Annotated in this window: 16 protein-coding genes; 3 read left to right on the forward strand and 13 right to left on the reverse strand. The window is 63.5% G+C overall.

The window, feature by feature from the left end:
* Positions 1-323 precede the first annotated feature (323 nt).
* Entirely contained in the window at positions 324-1676 is a 1353-nt protein-coding gene (locus ACNAOU_RS03230) for a NosD domain-containing protein (RefSeq protein WP_422757995.1), read from the forward strand.
* A 133-nt stretch (positions 1677-1809) separates the two neighbouring features.
* Here the strand turns inward: ACNAOU_RS03230 and ACNAOU_RS03235 are convergent, their stop codons facing one another.
* From ACNAOU_RS03235 to ACNAOU_RS03250, 4 genes are read right to left on the reverse strand one after another with little or no spacing between them, the layout of a single operon-like run.
* Complete coding sequence (locus tag ACNAOU_RS03235; RefSeq protein WP_018778057.1) at positions 1810-2202, reverse strand: universal stress protein; 393 nt, start codon at positions 2200-2202, stop codon at positions 1810-1812.
* Entirely contained in the window at positions 2199-3806 is a 1608-nt protein-coding gene (locus ACNAOU_RS03240; protein ID WP_422757996.1) for a tripartite tricarboxylate transporter permease, read from the reverse strand. The genes ACNAOU_RS03235 and ACNAOU_RS03240 overlap by 4 nt, the downstream gene beginning before the upstream one ends.
* Complete coding sequence (locus ACNAOU_RS03245; RefSeq protein WP_039239631.1) at positions 3806-4309, reverse strand: tripartite tricarboxylate transporter TctB family protein; 504 nt, start codon at positions 4307-4309, stop codon at positions 3806-3808. Before ACNAOU_RS03245 ends, ACNAOU_RS03240 begins: the two co-directional genes overlap by 1 nt.
* Positions 4306-5316 (reverse strand): Bug family tripartite tricarboxylate transporter substrate binding protein, encoded by a 1011-nt coding sequence (locus tag ACNAOU_RS03250; RefSeq protein WP_018778054.1) that lies wholly within the window; start codon positions 5314-5316, stop codon positions 4306-4308. The genes ACNAOU_RS03245 and ACNAOU_RS03250 overlap by 4 nt, the downstream gene beginning before the upstream one ends.
* A 251-nt stretch (positions 5317-5567) precedes the next feature.
* Between ACNAOU_RS03250 and ACNAOU_RS03255 the strand changes: the two genes are divergently transcribed.
* Complete coding sequence (locus ACNAOU_RS03255) at positions 5568-7145, forward strand: sensor histidine kinase (protein ID WP_422758657.1); 1578 nt, start codon at positions 5568-5570, stop codon at positions 7143-7145.
* On the forward strand, positions 7142-7810 hold the full coding sequence (locus ACNAOU_RS03260) for a response regulator (protein WP_018778052.1): 669 nt from the start codon (positions 7142-7144) through the stop codon (positions 7808-7810). Before ACNAOU_RS03255 ends, ACNAOU_RS03260 begins: the two co-directional genes overlap by 4 nt.
* 39 nt (positions 7811-7849) lie before the next feature.
* Here the strand turns inward: ACNAOU_RS03260 and ACNAOU_RS03265 are convergent, their stop codons facing one another.
* From ACNAOU_RS03265 to ACNAOU_RS03305, 9 genes are all read right to left on the reverse strand, one after another.
* The gene (locus ACNAOU_RS03265; protein ID WP_422757997.1) at positions 7850-8326 is read right to left on the reverse strand and encodes a heme-degrading domain-containing protein; all 477 of its coding nucleotides are present in this window, start codon (positions 8324-8326) and stop codon (positions 7850-7852) included.
* Complete coding sequence (locus tag ACNAOU_RS03270; RefSeq protein ID WP_422757998.1) at positions 8319-9350, reverse strand: Gfo/Idh/MocA family protein; 1032 nt, start codon at positions 9348-9350, stop codon at positions 8319-8321. The genes ACNAOU_RS03265 and ACNAOU_RS03270 overlap by 8 nt, the downstream gene beginning before the upstream one ends.
* Positions 9351-9354: 4 nt before the next feature.
* Entirely contained in the window at positions 9355-10239 is an 885-nt protein-coding gene (locus tag ACNAOU_RS03275) for a TolB family protein (protein WP_422757999.1), read from the reverse strand.
* Between the two features lie 95 nt (positions 10240-10334).
* Positions 10335-11333, reverse strand: a complete 999-nt coding sequence (locus tag ACNAOU_RS03280; protein WP_281445112.1) for a sugar phosphate isomerase/epimerase family protein — start codon at positions 11331-11333, stop codon at positions 10335-10337.
* 1 nt (position 11334) lies between these two features.
* Entirely contained in the window at positions 11335-12540 is a 1206-nt protein-coding gene (locus ACNAOU_RS03285; RefSeq protein ID WP_055976954.1) for a Gfo/Idh/MocA family protein, read from the reverse strand.
* Positions 12541-12568: 28 nt separating this feature from the next.
* Positions 12569-13690, reverse strand: coding sequence for a Gfo/Idh/MocA family protein (locus ACNAOU_RS03290; RefSeq protein ID WP_055976951.1), 1122 nt, complete (start codon positions 13688-13690; stop codon positions 12569-12571).
* Positions 13687-14433 carry a sugar phosphate isomerase/epimerase family protein gene (locus ACNAOU_RS03295; RefSeq protein ID WP_018778045.1) on the reverse strand — a complete coding sequence of 249 codons (747 nt, stop codon included), beginning with the start codon at positions 14431-14433 and terminating at the stop codon, positions 13687-13689. The genes ACNAOU_RS03290 and ACNAOU_RS03295 overlap by 4 nt, the downstream gene beginning before the upstream one ends.
* A gap of 56 nt (positions 14434-14489) precedes the next feature.
* Positions 14490-15383 carry a carbohydrate ABC transporter permease gene (locus tag ACNAOU_RS03300; protein WP_018778044.1) on the reverse strand — a complete coding sequence of 298 codons (894 nt, stop codon included), beginning with the start codon at positions 15381-15383 and terminating at the stop codon, positions 14490-14492.
* Positions 15383-16345, reverse strand: a complete 963-nt coding sequence (locus ACNAOU_RS03305; RefSeq protein WP_018778043.1) for a carbohydrate ABC transporter permease — start codon at positions 16343-16345, stop codon at positions 15383-15385. Before ACNAOU_RS03305 ends, ACNAOU_RS03300 begins: the two co-directional genes overlap by 1 nt.
* Between the last annotated feature and the right edge of the window lie 12 nt (positions 16346-16357).

Genomic DNA, 16357 nt, shown 5'->3' on the forward strand with positions numbered 1-16357 from the left:
AATTGCAGAGAGATGGGGATTTCACGTCTTTGGCTTGAAAAATCGTTTTGCCAAAACGACTTGGCAACACTTTAGAGCTGGAAGTTCGGGAGTGTCAAGAGCCACTTGGGGCGCGCGGTCTTGCCAAAATTACTCCTCGGATTTTGTCGTTGACAGTGTTGTTCGATGCCACTTACTGTTTGTTCCGGCTCCCGATAAAACGATTTGGCATTTTTGGCATGGACGCCACGCTCACTACGCCATTGCCCGGACGCAGGAGTCCGGGCCAATGGGGCGGGGCCAATCAAGCAACACGAATGAACAAGGACCGGCAGGAGACCAATATGGAAATTGACGAGACGCTTGACGTGAAAAACACCAGTCGTCGGATGCTCGTCGGCGCTGGAGCCGTGGGCTCGCTGGCGGCCGCGCTAAGCCTGGGGATGTCCCCGGAAGCTGAAGCTGCGCAGGATACGAAAGCCGGCCCCTTCAACTCGCCGAACACCTATGACGTCACAGCTTGGCGGATCAAGGGCCAGCCCAAGGTCACAGCTGAGTCGGATATCGGCGCCGTCATCAACGACATCATTGCCGACATCAAAAAGCGCCAAACGACGCCGGACACCAGGCCGGGAGCCGTGGTAATCATTCCCCCAGGGGACTACGACCTTCGCACCCAGGTGGTAGTGGACGTGGATTACCTCACCATCGCGGGCTTCGGCCATGGCTTCTTCTCCCGCAGCATCAAGGACAACGTGGACCCTACGGGATGGCTGAACCTCCAGCCAGGCGGCAGCCACATCCGCGTCCTGACGCCCCCATCCGCACCACAGGCATTCCTCGTGCGTCGGAGTGGCAGTCCGCGCCTGTCCGGAATCGTGTTCAGGGACTTCTGCCTGGACGGGGTCAATTTCACCCCGGACGGGAACAGCTACAGGAACGGGAAAACGGGCATCGAGGTCGCATCCGACAATGACTCCACCCATATCACCGGGATGGGGTTCGTCTACCTTGAGCACGCCCTGATAGTTCGCGGCGCAGATGCCCTCCGGGTCCACGACAACATGATCGCCGAGTGCGGGAACTGCGTCGAACTAACTGGTGCCGGGCAGGCAACGATTGTCAGCGACAACCTGATGGGTGCAGGACCCGAGGGTGTGACGCTTCTGGCTGAAAACCACGAGGGCCTGCTTGTCACGGGGAACAACTTCTTCCCGCGAGGACGAAGCCTCATCGAGTTCAACGGCTGTAACCGCTGCTCCGTATCGTCGAACCGGTTTCAGGGCTTCTATCCTGGCATGATGCGCCTGCTGAATGGATGCAAGGAAAACCTCATCACGTCCAATCACTTCCGCAGGGGCACCGAGGGGTTCCCCCCTTTTATCAATCGCACAAACGGTCTCGATGACCTCTACGGCGTTCTCCATACGCTGGGAGACAACAACCTCATTTCAAACAACCTCTTCGCCTATGACGTCCCACCGAACAAGGTTGTCCCCGCAGGCGCCCAGCCAACCATCATCCTGATCGCGGGAGGGGACGGCAATGTCGTAGCCACTAATCACGTGGTCAGCAACGTTGCCACCCAGCACGTGGTTCTTGACGGATCCACCACCCATTCAAAGGTGCTCGACAGCGGATCCGCAACCACCATTACGTCCTACAGCCCGGACACGGCAATCCGGCCCACACCCTAAGACCCGGAAAGGAAGGCGCGGCTTTAAGTACGACGGAGGCTGGTCACCAAGGGCGACCAGCCGCCGTCGAGCGTTTTTGTACAGCTAATGCCCCTAAGAACGCCTCTTAGGGGCATTAGCTGTACGAAAACTCCTAGTCCGCCTTCACCGCAAGGACCGGGCAGTCCGCTTCCAGGAGGATGCGCTGGGAAACGCTGCCCATGATGAGCTTGCCTACCGGGCTGCGGCGGCGGAGGCCGATCACGATCAATCCGGCGTCGTGCTCGTCGGCAGCATCAAGCACCTCGGCCGCTGCGTCATGACCGCGGATGGGTTGCTTGATGATGTGCTGGATGCCGTGCTCAGCCAGCCGGTCCTCGATGCTCTGGATCTCCGGCTCCTGGGCATAACGGTTGTCCACCAGGGCGTCGCCCTTGGAGGAATTGATGACCAGCAGGGTGTCGTTGCTCTTCTTTGCCTCGGCGATGGCCTGCGTCAGTGCTGCTTCGCCTTCTGGTGTGGGGACGTATCCCACCACGATGGTCATGGTTTCTCCTGCCGATGGTGTGCGGGCGTGGTTGGTTCGGTCTTCGTGGTTGAAGGCGTCGCCGGGGTCTGCGGCTCATCTTGGTCCGAAAGCATGGACGGCCCTGTAAGAGCTGCCGTCGGACGGTTCCGCCGGATGAGCTTGAGGACCAGCGGCCAGGCCAGGATGATGCCGATGATGACGTAAATACCGACGGCGATCGGCTCGCTCCAGAGCCCTGCCGGGTCGCCTGCACTGAGCTGCAGGGTCTTGCGGAGCTGGCCTTCCAGCCGCGGGCCCAGGATAACGCCAAGAATGAGCGGCAGGACGGGGAGTCCGAAGCGGCGCATCATGAACCCCAAAGCCCCCAGTATCAGCAGGATCACCAGGTCGAATGCCTGGAGGTTCACCGAGTAGGCGCCCAACGTGGCGAAGAACAGGATGCCTGCGTACAGGTACGGGCGGGGCAGTTGCAGCAGCTTCGCCCACAACGGTGCCAGGGGCAGGTTGATCAGCAGAAGGAGCAGGTTGCCGATGAAGAGGCTCGCGATCAGCGCCCACACCAGTGGTCCCTGGCTCGAGAAGAGCTGCGGGCCGGGCTGGATGCCGTAGGACGTGAACGCTGCCAGCATCACTGCCGCGGTTGCGTTGGTGGGCAGGCCGAGGGCCAGCATGGGAGTGAGGGTACCGGCGGCGGCTGCGTTGTTCGCAGCTTCCGGACCCGCCACGCCTTCGATGGCTCCATGGCCGAACTCTTCGGGGTGCTTGCTGAGGCGCTTCTCGGTGACGTAGCTCAGGAACGTGGGGATTTCCGCTCCGCCTGCCGGCAAAGCCCCGAACGGGAAACCGAAAATCGTGCCGCGAAGCCATGGCTTCCAGGAGCGTTGCCAATCCTTCTTGCCCATCCAGGGACGGCCAACGGGAATGACATGCAACGGGGTGCGGCGCAGGTGTGCCGCCACCCAGAGGGCCTCGCCCACCGCGAAGATGGCCACAGCCACCACCACAATGTCCAAACCGTCGGACAACAGCGGCTGGCCAAACGTGAGCCGGCTCTGGCCCGTAACGGAGTCCAGGCCCACCAAACCGATGGCCAGTCCCAGGCCGAGGGAGGCGAAGCCGCGCAACCGCGACGACCCCAGTACCGCAGTGACAGCCAGCAGGGCCAACATCATGATCGCGAAGTAGCTGGGGGAGCCCAGGCTGACCGCGAACTTCACAACGATCGGTGCGCAGACCGCAAGGAGGGTAGTGCCGATGGTGCCTGCCACGAACGAGCCGATGGCCGCCGTCGCGAGTGCTTGCGCCGCCCGCCCCGCCTTGGCCATCTTGTTGCCTTCGATGGCCGTCACCACGGACGACGATTCGCCGGGAGTATTCAGCAGGATGGAGGTGGTGGAGCCGCCGTACATTCCGCCGTAGTAGATACCGGCGAACATGATGAAGGCGCTGGTGGGTTCAAGTGCGTACGTGACCGGGAGCAGCAAGGCAACGGTCATGGCCGGACCGAGCCCGGGAAGGACACCTACAGCGGTGCCGAGGATGACGCCGATCATGGCGTACATGAGGTTCAAAGGAGTGAGGGCGGTGGAGAACCCGTCCATCAAGGAGGACCAGACGTCCATCAGAGGATTCCTTCCAGGAGTCCGGCCGGCAGCGCAATGCCCAGGCCGAGGTAGAAGCCGTAGAAGGTCAGCAGGGAAAGTGCCACGGAGATGAGTCCGTCACGGACATAACGGCGGCTTCCGAGGGCAAGGACGCTGCCCCAGAAAAGCACCGTGCCGGAGATGACCCAACCAGCCCAATCGATCAGCAGGATGTTGAGCAGGAAGGCTCCCGCCAGCGGCAGGACGGTCTTCCAATCGGCAGGGTGCGCCAGGTCCACATCCTCGCCGCCTTCGGCCTCGCCCCTGCCGCCACGGAGGACATTGATGGCAAGCAGAACAGCGCAGGCCACCAGGAGTCCGGCAACGATGAACGGGACAGTCTTTGGACCCACAGGGTCCGATTTCGAGTACGGGGTTACCAGGCCGTTGGCGTCCAGGAAGACCAGGACTCCGACCACGCCGAGCAGGAGGGCGACCCCCAGCTCGGCGCGGCCTTTCAAGCCTGTTGCTGGAGAGCTCACGCCAAGCCAAGCTTGGTGAGGACGTCCGCCACCCGCTTGTCCTGGTCAGTCAGGAACGTCTGGAATTCGTCGCCGGTGACAAAGGCATCCGTCCAGCTGTGGGTCTTGAGTGCTTCCTTCCAACCAGCGGACTCGTGCATCTTCTCCAGCGCGGCGATCAGGGATTTCTTGTCGGCGTCGCTGATGCCCGGAGGGGCTACGACACCGCGCCAGTTGGTGAACACGAGGTCGATGTTGGATTCCTTGAGGGTGGGGGCGTCCACGCCGTCAAGCCGCTTCTCGCCGCTCGTGGCAAGGACACGGACCTCTCCGGACTTGATCTGTTCCAGGTACTCGCCTGCGCCGGAAGCTGCGAAGCCGAGCTTGTTGCCAAGGATGGCGGGAAGGAGGTCGCCACCGCCGTCGTAGGAGACAAAGTTGACCTTCGTGGCGTCGATGCCCACAGCGCCGGCCAACTGCATCGGCAGGAGGTGGTCCGGGCCGCCGGGCGAGGAGCCGCCGCCTACGGAGATCGACGCGGGATCTGCTTTCCACGCCTTCACCAGGTCATCGATGGTCTTGTAGGGGGAGTCCTTGCTGACCATGATGGCGCCCGGCTCTTCAATCAGCTTGGCCAAGGGCGTGGTGTCCGTCAGTTTCGATTGTGACTTGTTGGTGTAGCTGGCACCCACCACGCCCAGGCCCATGAGCATGGTCAGATCGCCGTTGCCCTTTTCGTTCACCACGCGGGCCAGGCCCACAGTGCCGCCTGCGCCTGCAAGGTTGAACACTTCAGTGTTGTTGGCGATCTTCTCATCGTCCAGGACCTTGGCCGCTGCCCGGGCGGTGGTGTCGTAGCCGCCACCGGGAGTGTTCGGAACCATGATCTGGAGGCCGGTGATGGGTCCGGCGGCAGCGCCGGAGCTTTCGGAACCAGTGGAGTTCTTGCCGGTGGCACCACAACCGGTGGCCATCAGGGCGAGGCCGGCGGCGACGGCGGCGACTCGCAATGCGCGGATCTGGCGCATGGTGTTCCTCTTCTCAGTTTTGAATTCTCTGCAGGGCGATCAACGTTGTGCCCCGTGAACTGATGCTAGGGGCCGCAGTGACGCCGATCACTCTTGTGTTCGCAGTGATCTTTAAGTTCATTGCGTTCACGGTCCTGGACGGTCCATTACTGCTCTGGGGTATAGTTCCGATACGCCACGCGGAGCGCCCCCAGACACCTCCGGACTCTGGTACCACCAAAGGAAACCACGCAGTGACTCGAAGAAGAGGAATGTCCCTTGCCGGGCAATACCTTGTGCTGCAGTTGCTGATCGTCCTGGCGGTGCTGGTGGCAGTGGTCGCCATTTCCCTGGCGCAGTCGGCCGCCGCGTTCGAACGGACTGAGGGCAGGCGGGCGTTGTCGGCAGCCGAAGCCTTGGGCAACAACCCCACCGTACGCGCGCTGCTCCCCACGGCGGAACCGCGCGGCGGTTCGGCGCTTCCCGCCGTCGCCGAATCCGTCAGGACAGTCTCGGGTTCAGCGCACGTGGCCCTGGCAAAACTGGACGGCACAGTCATCACGGCCTCGGACCCCGGACTGATCGGCCGGCCCTTGCCACTGGGAGAGAGCCGGGTGATGGAAGGCAGGGCCTGGACCGGCGTCGTCACCAGCAACAACGCGACAGTGCTGTCCGCCCACGTGCCGGTGATCGACGACTCCGGGCAGATGATCGGCATCGCATCCATCAGCCGCAACTACCCTTCCACCCTGGAAAGACTCGGCGACGCCGTTCCCAACCTCCTCACCTACCTGGGCGTGGCCAGCGTCCTGGGGGTGGCGGGTTCGCTTCTCCTGTCCCGTCGTGTCAAACGGCAAACCCTCGGCATGGAACCCCGGGAAATCACCGGACTGGTGGAAAACCGCGAAGCCATGCTGCAGGGCCTCAAGGAAGGTGTTGTGGCGTTGGACCCCCATGAGCGGATCACGGTGGCCAACCAGAGCGCCCGACAGTTGCTCGGATTGCCCGACGACTGCGTAGGCAGGAAGCTGCGCTCCCTCCCCGTCGAATCCGCCCTGAAAGTGGTGCTGACCCGCGAACAGTCGGACCCGGACCAACTGGTGCTGGTAGGGGAGCGGCTGGTGGTGATGAACCGGGTGGCGCTGCGCTCGCATGGGCGCGACATCGGTTCTGTGACCACACTGAGGGACCGCACCGAGTTGTCCTCCCTTGAGAGCGAACTTGGTGCCACCCGTACGGTCACGGACACCCTCCGCGCCCAGGCCCACGAGTTCGCCAACCAGCTCCACGTCATTTCGGGCCTCATCCAGATCGGCGAGTACGATTCCGTGGTGCAGTTCGTCAACGGTGCCACCGTGGAGCGGACCCGGCTCAATGACGACGTGACCCGGCGGATCGAGGATCCCGCGCTCGCTGCCCTGCTGATCGCCAAGGCCAGCCTGGCCACTGAGCGCGGCGTCGAGTTGAAACTGGACCCCCGGTCCGCGCTTCCGCGCGTCAAGGACGAACTGTCCCGGGACATCACCACCGTGGTGGGCAACCTCGTGGACAACGCGTTCGACGCCGTCACTGGCCTCGCCGGGGCATCGGTCCGCGTGCTCGTGGAGGACTCGCCGGACGGCGTCGGGGTGACTGTCCAGGACAACGGCCCGGGAGTGCCCGCCGGTTCTGCCGAGGAGATCTTCCAACAGGGCTACTCCACCAAGGAACCGGGACCGGGGGATGCCCGGGGCTTCGGCTTGGCGCTTTCGCGGGTCATCTGCCGGCGCAGCGGGGGCGAACTGACCGTGGCCAACGACGACGGTGCAGTGTTCACCGCACGATTCAGCAAAGGGGCTCACCACAAGTGATCAAGGTCTTGATTGTCGATGACGACTTCATGGTGGCCAAGGTTCATGCCGGGTTCATCCAGCGAAGCCCCGGTTTCGGGGTGGTGGGTGTTGCCCACACCGGCGCACAGGCCTTGGCGGAAACGCGTCGGCTGCAACCCGATCTTGTACTCCTGGACATCCACCTCCCGGACATCAACGGCCTGGACCTCATGCACCAGTTGCGGGACGTTGCCCCGGACCTCGACGTGCTGGTGATCAGTGCAGCCCGCGAGGTTGAGACCGTGCGCAAAGCCCTCCGCGGCGGCATCGTCCACTACCTGATCAAGCCCTTTTCCCAGTCCGATCTTCAGGAACGGCTGGAACACTACCTCAGCGCCTACCAGGGGCTGGATGCTTCCAAGGTCGAGGCTGAACAATCCGACGTGAACAGGGTCTTTGGGTTGGGTGTTTCCGAGCGGACCCTGCCGAAGGGCTGCAGCGTGGAGACCCTGGAACTGGTGGAGTCCGCGTTGAAATCAGCACCGGGTGATTTGTCAGCCGCTGAGCTTGCAGAACAACTCGGGACCTCCCGTGTCAGTGCCCGCCGATACCTTGAGTACCTCCACGACGAAGGCGCCTTGGACGTTCGACTCAAGTACGGCGTCGGACGTCCCGAAAGGCGCTATGTGCTGAAGGGGCGGTGAGGCCAAACCAGCCCTGGCCGGGTTCGAGCCCTGCTGCCCCTAAACCCCGACCGTCTTCAGGTAGTTCCGGATGCCATCGACCACCAGTTGGTGGTCCTCGTCGGAGCTGAGGCCGGACACCGTCACAGCCCCGATCACACCTGCACCACGCACGCGGAGAGGGAAGGAACCACCCGCCAGGGTGTAGTCCTCGTGGGCCAGCCACCCGTTGCCCAGGGGGCTGTGGGTACGGGAGGCAAACAGTTCGGTCAACAGTGCCGTGCTGTGCTCGAAACGCAGCACCGAAGCTGACTTCCGGCGGATCCACTCTTCCTGGTCCGCCGTCGCGCCGGGCAGGATGCAGCGGAAGAGCACGATGTTGTGCCGGCGGATGTCGATGGCAACCCCGAACTCCGAACTGATGGCATGATTGGCGATCAACGAACCAAGGCGCCAGGCGTCATGGTGATCGAACGAAGCAAAGACCAGTTCTTCTTCCTGCCGGCGAAGCTCGGCGAGGCGTGGGGATTCAGTCACGGTGGTTTCCTTCCGGGGCGGCATCAGCGTCGTAGCTCAGCCCGATCTGGCGGCGGATCTCATCCATGGCAGCCATGATGGCAACGCTCTCGTCCGGCGGAAGGATGGTGCCTGCGGTGGAACCTTCCCGGACCAGGCGCTCCAGCTCAGCTGCCTGGAACTGCATGCCGCGACCGTTCACGGGCTGCTCGTAGCGCTCACCCACGGAACCGTCGGCCGCATGAACGGTGAAGGGGACAGGGTTGTACCAGGTGTGTTCGACGTCGATCCAGCCTTCGGTTCCGATCACCATGGCCCGGTTGGCGCTTGCTGCGTCAAGTTCGCAGTCGACGATCGCCTGCGCACCGCCGTCGTAATCGAAAACCGCCGCAGTCTGGCGGTCGACGCCGGTAGCAGTCATGGCAGCGCTGGCCCTGATCGAGGCCGGCGTGCCCAGGATGTCGAACGCGAAGGAGACCGGGTAGACCCCCAGGTCCAGCAGTGCGCCGCCGCCCAGGGCGGGATTGTTGAGGCGGTGTGCCGGGTCCTTTGGGAGGTTCTGGTTGTGGCTGGCCACCACCTTGCGGACTTCTCCGATGGTGCCTGCGGCGATGATTTCCCGGAGACGGATCATGTGCGGGAGGAAACGGGTCCACATGGCTTCGAGCGCCACGAGCCCTTTTGATTCCGCGAGTCCTACAATGTCCCGGGCTTCACGGGCATTCATGGTGAACGACTTTTCCACCAGCACGTGCTTGCCGGCGTTCAAGGCCAAGAGGGCGTTCGCGTGGTGGAAGGGGTGCGGCGTGGCGATGTAGACCACGTCAACCAAGGGGTCGGCTACCAGGTCTTCGTAGCTGCCATGCGCGGTGGCGATCCCGAACTTATCCGCGAAGGACCTGCTGGACTCTGCCGAACGCGAACCCACCGCCTGGACAGTGAAGCCGTTCTCATTCAAATCCTGCGTTTGCAGCCCGGCTATGAATCCGGTGCCGAGGATGCCCCAGCGGATGGTTCCGTCGGAAGTACCGTTGCTTAGGGTCACGTAGTTAGTCCTTTGCAGAGTCAGTGAGCGGGTACGCCACATACGCAAAGCGCGCGGAGTCCGGCGACCAGCTGTTGACGTTGAGGGTACCTTGGCCACCGAAAAGTGGCCATGGTTGGAGTGGGGTGGTCCAGTCCTTGGTCGAAACAAGCACGACGTCGACGGGCAGGTCAGCGGGATGTCCAACGGTGCCGCCGGGGAATCGGATGTAGCTGGCGTAGCGGCCATCCGGGGACAGGTGGGGGAACCAGTCGACGGTGTCGGACTTCAGCAGCTGAGTAAAGTCGCTGCCGTCCGGTCGGATCCGTGCAAGCTGGGCATGGCCCGGTGTTGTTGAGAACGACTCCGTGTTCAGGTAGATCCATTGCCCGTCAGGCGAGTATTCGGGCCCGTCGCAGTGGCCTGGACCGACGTCGACCCGGGCGGCAGCGCCGCCGTCGGACGCCATGGTCATGAGCTTGCCGGGCTGCTTGAAGTCGCCGGCCTTAATTCCGACGTACGCGAGTTCTTTGCCGTCGGGGCTGACGCCGTGGAGGAAATGGTAGGAGCCGTCGTCCTCGGTGATGCGGGTGGCAGGGCCGCCCTTGAGCAGTCCACGGTAGATATGGCCGTCGTTGGCGGAGAGGAAGATGCCGGTGCCATCCGGCGTTAGGACGTGGTCGTTGTTGAGGTCTGGGATGCCACTGAGCGGGATTTGGGTCAGTTTCGCAGTGGAAGCGTCAAGACGCCACAGTTTACCGTCCCCGTTCAGGACGAGGGCTGAACCGTCCAGGGTCCAGTTCGGGGCTTCGAGGAGAATGTGGTCAGTGGAGTAGAGGGTTTCGCTGTGGCCCGTGACCGACGCGATCCGCACCTCGCAACGCTGGCCGGGTTGAAGGGTGCGGATCACGGTTGGCTCCTTGCCACTTTGATGGGAGTTTTTGTACAGCTAACGCCCTGAAGAAGGCTTCTAAAGGGCGTTAGCTGTACAAAAACTCCGGAGGGTTAGTCCTGGCTGAAGGCGGCGTCGAAGGAGGTTTGGGAGGCGGGGAAGTCGAACTTCTTGAGCGCGGCGAGGGCTTCGGGGGCGCCGTGGAGGCGGTCCATGCCGGCGTCTTCCCATTCCACGGAGATAGGTCCGTTGTAGCCGATGGCGGTGAGGGCGCGGAAGGACGATTCCCAAGGCACGTCGCCGCGTCCGGCGGAGACGAAGTCCCAACCGCGGCGCGGGTCGCCCCAGGGCAAGTGGGAGCCCATGACGGTGTTCCGGCCCGTAGGGCGGAGCTTGGTGTCCTTGCAGTCCACGTGGTAGATCCGGTCCTTGAAGTCCCAGATGAAGGACACGGGATCGATGCCCTGCCACATGAAGTGCGACGGGTCCCAGTTCAGGCCGAAAGCTGGCCGGTGTCCGATCGCTTCGAGGGTCCGGACGGTGGTCCAGTAGTCGTAGGCGATCTCACTCGGGTGGACTTCGTGGGCGAAGCGGACCCCGCATTCGTCGAAGACGTCCAGGATGGGGTTCCAGCGGTCGGCGAAGTCCTGGTAGCCGGCCTCGATGACTTTCTCGGGGACAGGCGGGAACATGGCGACGTATTGCCAGATCGAGGAGCCGGTGAAGCCGACGACGGTGTCCACGCCGAGCGCTTTTGCGAGGCGGGCTGTGTGCTTCATTTCTTCGGCAGCGCGTTGGCGCACGCCTTCGGGGTCGCCGTCGCCCCACACCTTGGACCCAACGATCGCCTCGTGGCGGAAGTCGATGGGGTCATCGCAGACGGCTTGGCCCTTGAGGTGGTTGGAGATGGCCCAGACCTTGAGGTTGTACTTGTCCAGGATGGCGAGTTTGGACTCGACGTAGCCGGGTTCGTCCCAGCGCCAGGCGTCCAGGTGGTCTCCGGAGACGGCGATTTCCAGGCCGTCGTAGCCCCAGCCCGAGGCAAGGCGCGCGACTTCCTCGAAGGGGAGGTCGGCCCACTGGCCGGTGAACAGGGTGTACGGGCGGGGCATGTCAGGCTCCTTCGGTAGGGTTTGCGTGCAACTGGATCAGTGAGCTTTTGGCGGCTGCGGACTCTTCCACGGCGGCGAGGATGTGCTGGACGTTCAGGCCCTCTTCGAACGACGGCGATGGCTGGCTGCCGTCGCGAACGGCAAGGAGGAAGTCCCGGATCTGGTGGGTGAAGGTGTGTTCCCAGCCGATGATGTGGCCTTGCGGCCACCATGCTTCAAGGTAGGGGTGAACGGGCTCGTTGACCAGGATCCGTCGGAAGCCCTGCTCCCGGACCGGGACGGTGGCGTCAAGGAAGCCGAGTTCGTTCAGTGCCTCGAGATCAAACAGGATAGTGCCTTTGTCTCCGTAGATTTCGAGCTTGAGGGAGTTCTTCTGGCCCGTGGCCACCCGACTGACTTCAACGGAGGCGATTGCTCCGGAGGCGAGCGTCAGCGTTGCCCAGGCGGCGTCGTCGACCGTGACATCCTCCGGACCATCCGGTCCGGGGCGTCGGTCCACGAACGTCTGCAGGCGGCCGGAGACCTCGGTAACGGCATCGCCCAGAAGGAACAGGACCTGGTCAATCGCGTGCGAAGCGATGTCGCCGAGCGCGCCGGAACCGGCGGTTTCCTTACGGAGGCGCCAGGTCATGGGGGATTGCGCGTCGGAGAGCCAGTCTTGGAGGTAGGCGGCACGGACGTGGCGGACGGTGCCGAGGCGGCCCTCGGCGATGAGTTCGCGGGCCAGTGCAAGGGCGGGGACGCGGCGGTAGTTGAAGCCGATCATGGACTGCACTCCGCGTTGGCGGGCTTTCGCGGCAGCGGCGGTCATCAGTTCGGCCTCACCCAATGTGTTGGCCAGCGGCTTCTCCACCAACACATGTTTGCCCGCTTCAAGGGCGGCGATGGCGATTTCCGCGTGCATCCAGCCCGGGGCGCAGATATCGATGATGTGGATGTCATCGCGTTCAATCACGGAGCGCCAGTCGGTGGCGGATTCGGCCCAGCCGTACTTGGCAGCGGCCTCGGCCACCTGGGTGGCGTCCCGGCCAACGAGCACTTTCTGCTCGAAGGCCGGGACGTCGAAGAAACTGGCCACATTCCGCCACGCATTCGAATGGGCCTTCCCCATGAAGGCATAGCCAATGGCGGCAACCCCCAGGGGGGCCTTATCCTCGCGGGAAGCCAGCCTGTCGGAAGGCAGGGACGAGTGTGTGGGCGTGCTCATGGTCAGGTTCCTCGCTGTTGCTGCGGACTTAGAGTGTGGCGGTTTCGGGAGCCCAGTCCTCAGGGACTGCCGCCGAGGCCGGCGCGTTGCTGGTGACATCCACGAACGTGCCCGATTCCACGGACTCGGCGATCGAGACCATGCTGTCCAACACGTGGTAGGCCAGATCGCCGGTGGCTCGGTGCGGAGTTCCGGCCCGAAGCGCCCGGGCCATGTCCAGCACACCCAGGCCGCGGCCGTTGGCGGGGCCGGTTGCGGCGATGATCTCGGGTTCTTCCGCGCCTGGACGCCAGAGCTTCAGCTCGCCGTCGAAATAGTTCGGGTCCGGCAGTGAGAGGGTCGCCTCAGTGCCGGTGATTTCCACGAAGCCCATCCGGAGGCGCGGCGACTCGAAGGAGAACACGCTGTGGCTGGACTGTCCGCCTTCGAACTGCGCCATCGCGGACACATGCGTGGGAACCTCGACGGCGAACTCCTCGCCGGCCTTGGGTCCGGAACCGATGACGCGGGTGGCCTTGGCGGAGGAGCCGACGGCGGCCACCTTGCGGACGGAGCCGAAGGTCTGGATCAGGGCCGTGAGGTAGTACGGACCCATGTCGAACAGCGGGCCGGCGCCGTGTTGGAACAGGAAGGCCGGGTTCGGGTGCCAGGATTCCGGACCCGGGGTCTGGAACGTGGTCATGCCGGTCAGCGGCGTGCCGATGTCACCGCGTTCAATGATGCGGCGCGCGGTCTGCAGGCCGGCACCCAGGAACGTGTCCGGTGCGGTTCCGAGGCGGATCCCCGCTGCATCTGCGGCCTTGAGGAGGCCCAGACCGGATTCACGGTCCAGCGAGAACGGCTTCTCAGTCCATACGTGCTTGCCCGCATTGACGGCAGCGGTGGCTACCTCGACGTGCGCCGCAGGAATGGTCAGGTTCACAATGATTTCGACGTCGGGATGGTTCAGTGCCAGCTCCGGCGCGCCAAACTCGGCGATCCCGTATTCCTCGGCGCGGGCCTTGGCTGCCTCTTCGAACAGGTCGGCGATCACCAGGACCTTGACGTCCGGGAAGGTGGTGAGGTTATCCAGGTACTGCTTGCTGATGTTGCCCGCGCCGATGACGGCGACGCCTACGGGGCCCTTGCGGGTTGAGGGTGTGAAGCTCATGCCTTGGCCCCTGCCGATTCTGCGTTGAGGAATGCGAGGCTCTCCGTGATGCCCTGGAAGATGTCGCCCGAATAATCGTCGAACTCCACCACGCCCACTTCCAGGGACTTGGCAGCTGCGATGACATCCAGCACCGGAATGGTGCCCTGGCCGGCGGGCTGCTGGGCCTTGGTGTCTGTGTTGCCCGGGCCGTCCTTGATGTGGATGAGCTTGACCCGGTCACCCAGGCGGGCCAGCAATTCGACGGGGTCCTGGCCTCCGACGGCTGCCCAGTACGTGTCTACCTCGAGGACGAGTTCCGGATCCAGCAGTCCTTCGAAGTATTCAAGCGCAGTGGTGCCTTCGATGGTGGACTGCAGCTCCCAGGCGTGGTTGTGGTAACCAACCCGGATGCCGTACTCGGCGCCCTTCTTCGCGGCGGCGTTGAGCTTGGCTGCCGTGCCCTGGATGGTTTCCGCATCCTGCCAGTGTTCAGCCGGGAGGAACGGATCGATGACGGTGGTGATGCCCAGCTCTTTGGCGGCAGCGAAAATTTCGTCCTGGTCCTGTGACAGGAGCGGGGCGTGACCGGACGGAGCGGTCAGGCCGTTCTCCTTCAAAGCCTTGCCGAGTTCCGAAGCTGTGGCCACGAAGTTGTAGGGCTCCACCTGCGTGTAGCCGATCTCAGCGACCTTCCTGATGGTTCCAGGCAGGTCCTCCTGGATGGCGTTGCGGAGGGTGTACAGCTGGAGAGAGTAAGACATGGGTTTCCTTTTCGGGAGTGGTTTTCCGGGAGTTCGGGGACTTGGCGCCAGTCTAATCAGCGGCCGGCCAGGGAGCCGCCGATTCCGCCGACGCTGAAGTACTTGTTCAGGGTGGCGAAAACAATGATCGGCGGCAGCATCATGACCACGGCCAGGGCCATGACGGATGTCCAGTCAGTGGCGTTTTGCTGGAAGAAGGATTGGACACCCATGGGCAGGGTGAAGATCTCGTTGGAACGGAGGAACACGATGGCTACCAGGTAGTCGTTCCAGGCGAGCAGGAAGGCGAAGATCGCGGTGGAGAGGATGCCCGGCAGCGAGTTGCGGAGCACCACCTTGGTGAAGGATCCGAAGACTGAGCAGCCATCGATCCAGGAGGCTTCTTCGAGGCTGATGGGGATGGAGTCGAAGTAGGCGGCCATCATCCAGGTAGCCACGGTCATGGTGGAACCGACGTAGATGATGGTGATGCCCAGGAGGTTGTCCACCAGTCCCATGGCAGCGAAGAGGATGAAGAGGGGGACCACGGAGGTGATGATCGGCAGGGACTGCATGACGAACAGGAGCAGTGAGTAACCGGACACGGCCTTGGAACGTCCGCGGGAGAGGACGTAGCCAGCGGGAGCGGCCACCGCGACCGAAACCAGGACCGTGGACAGTGTGGTGACCAGGCTGTTCTGGAGCCAGGTGGCGGCGAGCGTCCCGTTGAACACGTTGGCCAGGTTCTCGAACGTGAAGCCGGTGGCGGTGCTGTTGGCTCCGGGAGTGAAGGCCAGGACCACAGTGACCATGATGGGGACCAGGACGATCACCGTGATGGCCAGGATCAGGGCGAACCTCCACCAGCGTCCGCGCATACCGGCTTCGGAGAGCACCCGGCGGGTTTTTCCGGAGTCGGTGATGCCCAGGGCGGGACCGGATTCGGGGTGGGCGTGAAGTACTGTGCTCATTATTCGACGCTCGACTTTCGGATCTGGCGGTACAGGATGACGGAAATGACCACCAGGGTCATGGTCATCAGGAAGGCGATGGCGACGCCGGGGCCGGTGGCGAAGTCCTGGAAGACCGTGCGGTAGGCAAGGACCACCAAGGAGGTGGTGGCACTGACGGGACCGCCGCCGGTGAGCAGGTAGATGGTCGGGAAGTCATTGACGCAGAAGATCGTCATGAGGATCCACGAGATGTACGTGGAGCGGGCGATCAGCGGGAGCGTGATCTGCGTGAACTGCTGCCACTTGGAGGCGCCGTCCATGCTGGCCGCTTCGTAGACGGTGGTGTCCACCGAGGCCAGTGCCGCGGAGATCATCATCATCATGAAGGGGAAAGAGACCCAGACCTTGAACACCATCACGGTGATGGATGCCAGTGTGGGGTCGGCCAGGAACAGCGGGGTCCCCAGTCCCAGCCCGCGGAAGATCGACGGGATCAGGCTGTCGGGGGTGGCCACCAACCAGTTCCAGGCGGTGGAGGAGACGACGATCGGCACTACCCACGGCAGGAGCAAGAGGACCTTGAAGGTATTGCCTGCGGGGATCCTGGTCCGCAGCAGCAGGGCCAGGCCCAGTCCTACCAGCCAGGAGCCGAAGACTCCGACAATCGTGAACCAGAGAGTGAACTGTGCAGCTTTCCAGAACGCCGGGGAGGACAGGACGCTGGCGAAGTTCTCGCCGCCCACGAAGTTGCCGGTCTGGAGGAGGTCGCCGTCGTGGGTGGCCTGTACCGCGGCGTGGATCAGCGGGTAGCCGTGGATCAGGACCAGCAGCACCACCGAAGGCAGCAACAGCCAGAAGAAAGTACGGGTGGTCTGCGCGCTGAGTTTGCTCTTGCGTTTGCCGGGGCCGGCCCCCGAGCCGCCGGGGGCCACTCCCCGGCGGGCCCGGGACAGGCCCGATGTTGCAGTAGTTGATGACATGGCAGAGGTACC

Origin of the sequence: Paenarthrobacter sp. C1 (assembly GCF_049315185.1) — a bacterium.
In the GTDB taxonomy this organism is placed as follows: Bacteria; Actinomycetota; Actinomycetes; order Actinomycetales; family Micrococcaceae; genus Arthrobacter; species Arthrobacter nicotinovorans.

Excerpts from the sequence above, each read along its gene's own strand:
- ACNAOU_RS03230 (WP_422757995.1), top strand. The coding sequence starts at position 324 with ATGGAAATTGACGAGACGCTTGACGTGAAAAACACCAGTCGTCGGATG.
- ACNAOU_RS03235 (WP_018778057.1), bottom strand. The coding sequence starts at position 2,202 with ATGACCATCGTGGTGGGATACGTCCCCACACCAGAAGGCGAAGCAGCA.
- ACNAOU_RS03240 (WP_422757996.1), bottom strand. The coding sequence starts at position 3,806 with ATGGACGTCTGGTCCTCCTTGATGGACGGGTTCTCCACCGCCCTCACT.
- ACNAOU_RS03250 (WP_018778054.1), bottom strand. The coding sequence starts at position 5,316 with ATGCGCCAGATCCGCGCATTGCGAGTCGCCGCCGTCGCCGCCGGCCTC.
- ACNAOU_RS03255 (WP_422758657.1), top strand. The coding sequence starts at position 5,568 with ATGTCCCTTGCCGGGCAATACCTTGTGCTGCAGTTGCTGATCGTCCTG.
- ACNAOU_RS03280 (WP_281445112.1), bottom strand. The coding sequence starts at position 11,333 with ATGCCCCGCCCGTACACCCTGTTCACCGGCCAGTGGGCCGACCTCCCC.
- ACNAOU_RS03285 (WP_055976954.1), bottom strand. The coding sequence starts at position 12,540 with ATGAGCACGCCCACACACTCGTCCCTGCCTTCCGACAGGCTGGCTTCC.
- ACNAOU_RS03290 (WP_055976951.1), bottom strand. The coding sequence starts at position 13,690 with ATGAGCTTCACACCCTCAACCCGCAAGGGCCCCGTAGGCGTCGCCGTC.
- ACNAOU_RS03295 (WP_018778045.1), bottom strand. The coding sequence starts at position 14,433 with ATGTCTTACTCTCTCCAGCTGTACACCCTCCGCAACGCCATCCAGGAG.
- ACNAOU_RS03300 (WP_018778044.1), bottom strand. The coding sequence starts at position 15,383 with ATGAGCACAGTACTTCACGCCCACCCCGAATCCGGTCCCGCCCTGGGC.
- ACNAOU_RS03305 (WP_018778043.1), bottom strand. The coding sequence starts at position 16,345 with ATGTCATCAACTACTGCAACATCGGGCCTGTCCCGGGCCCGCCGGGGA.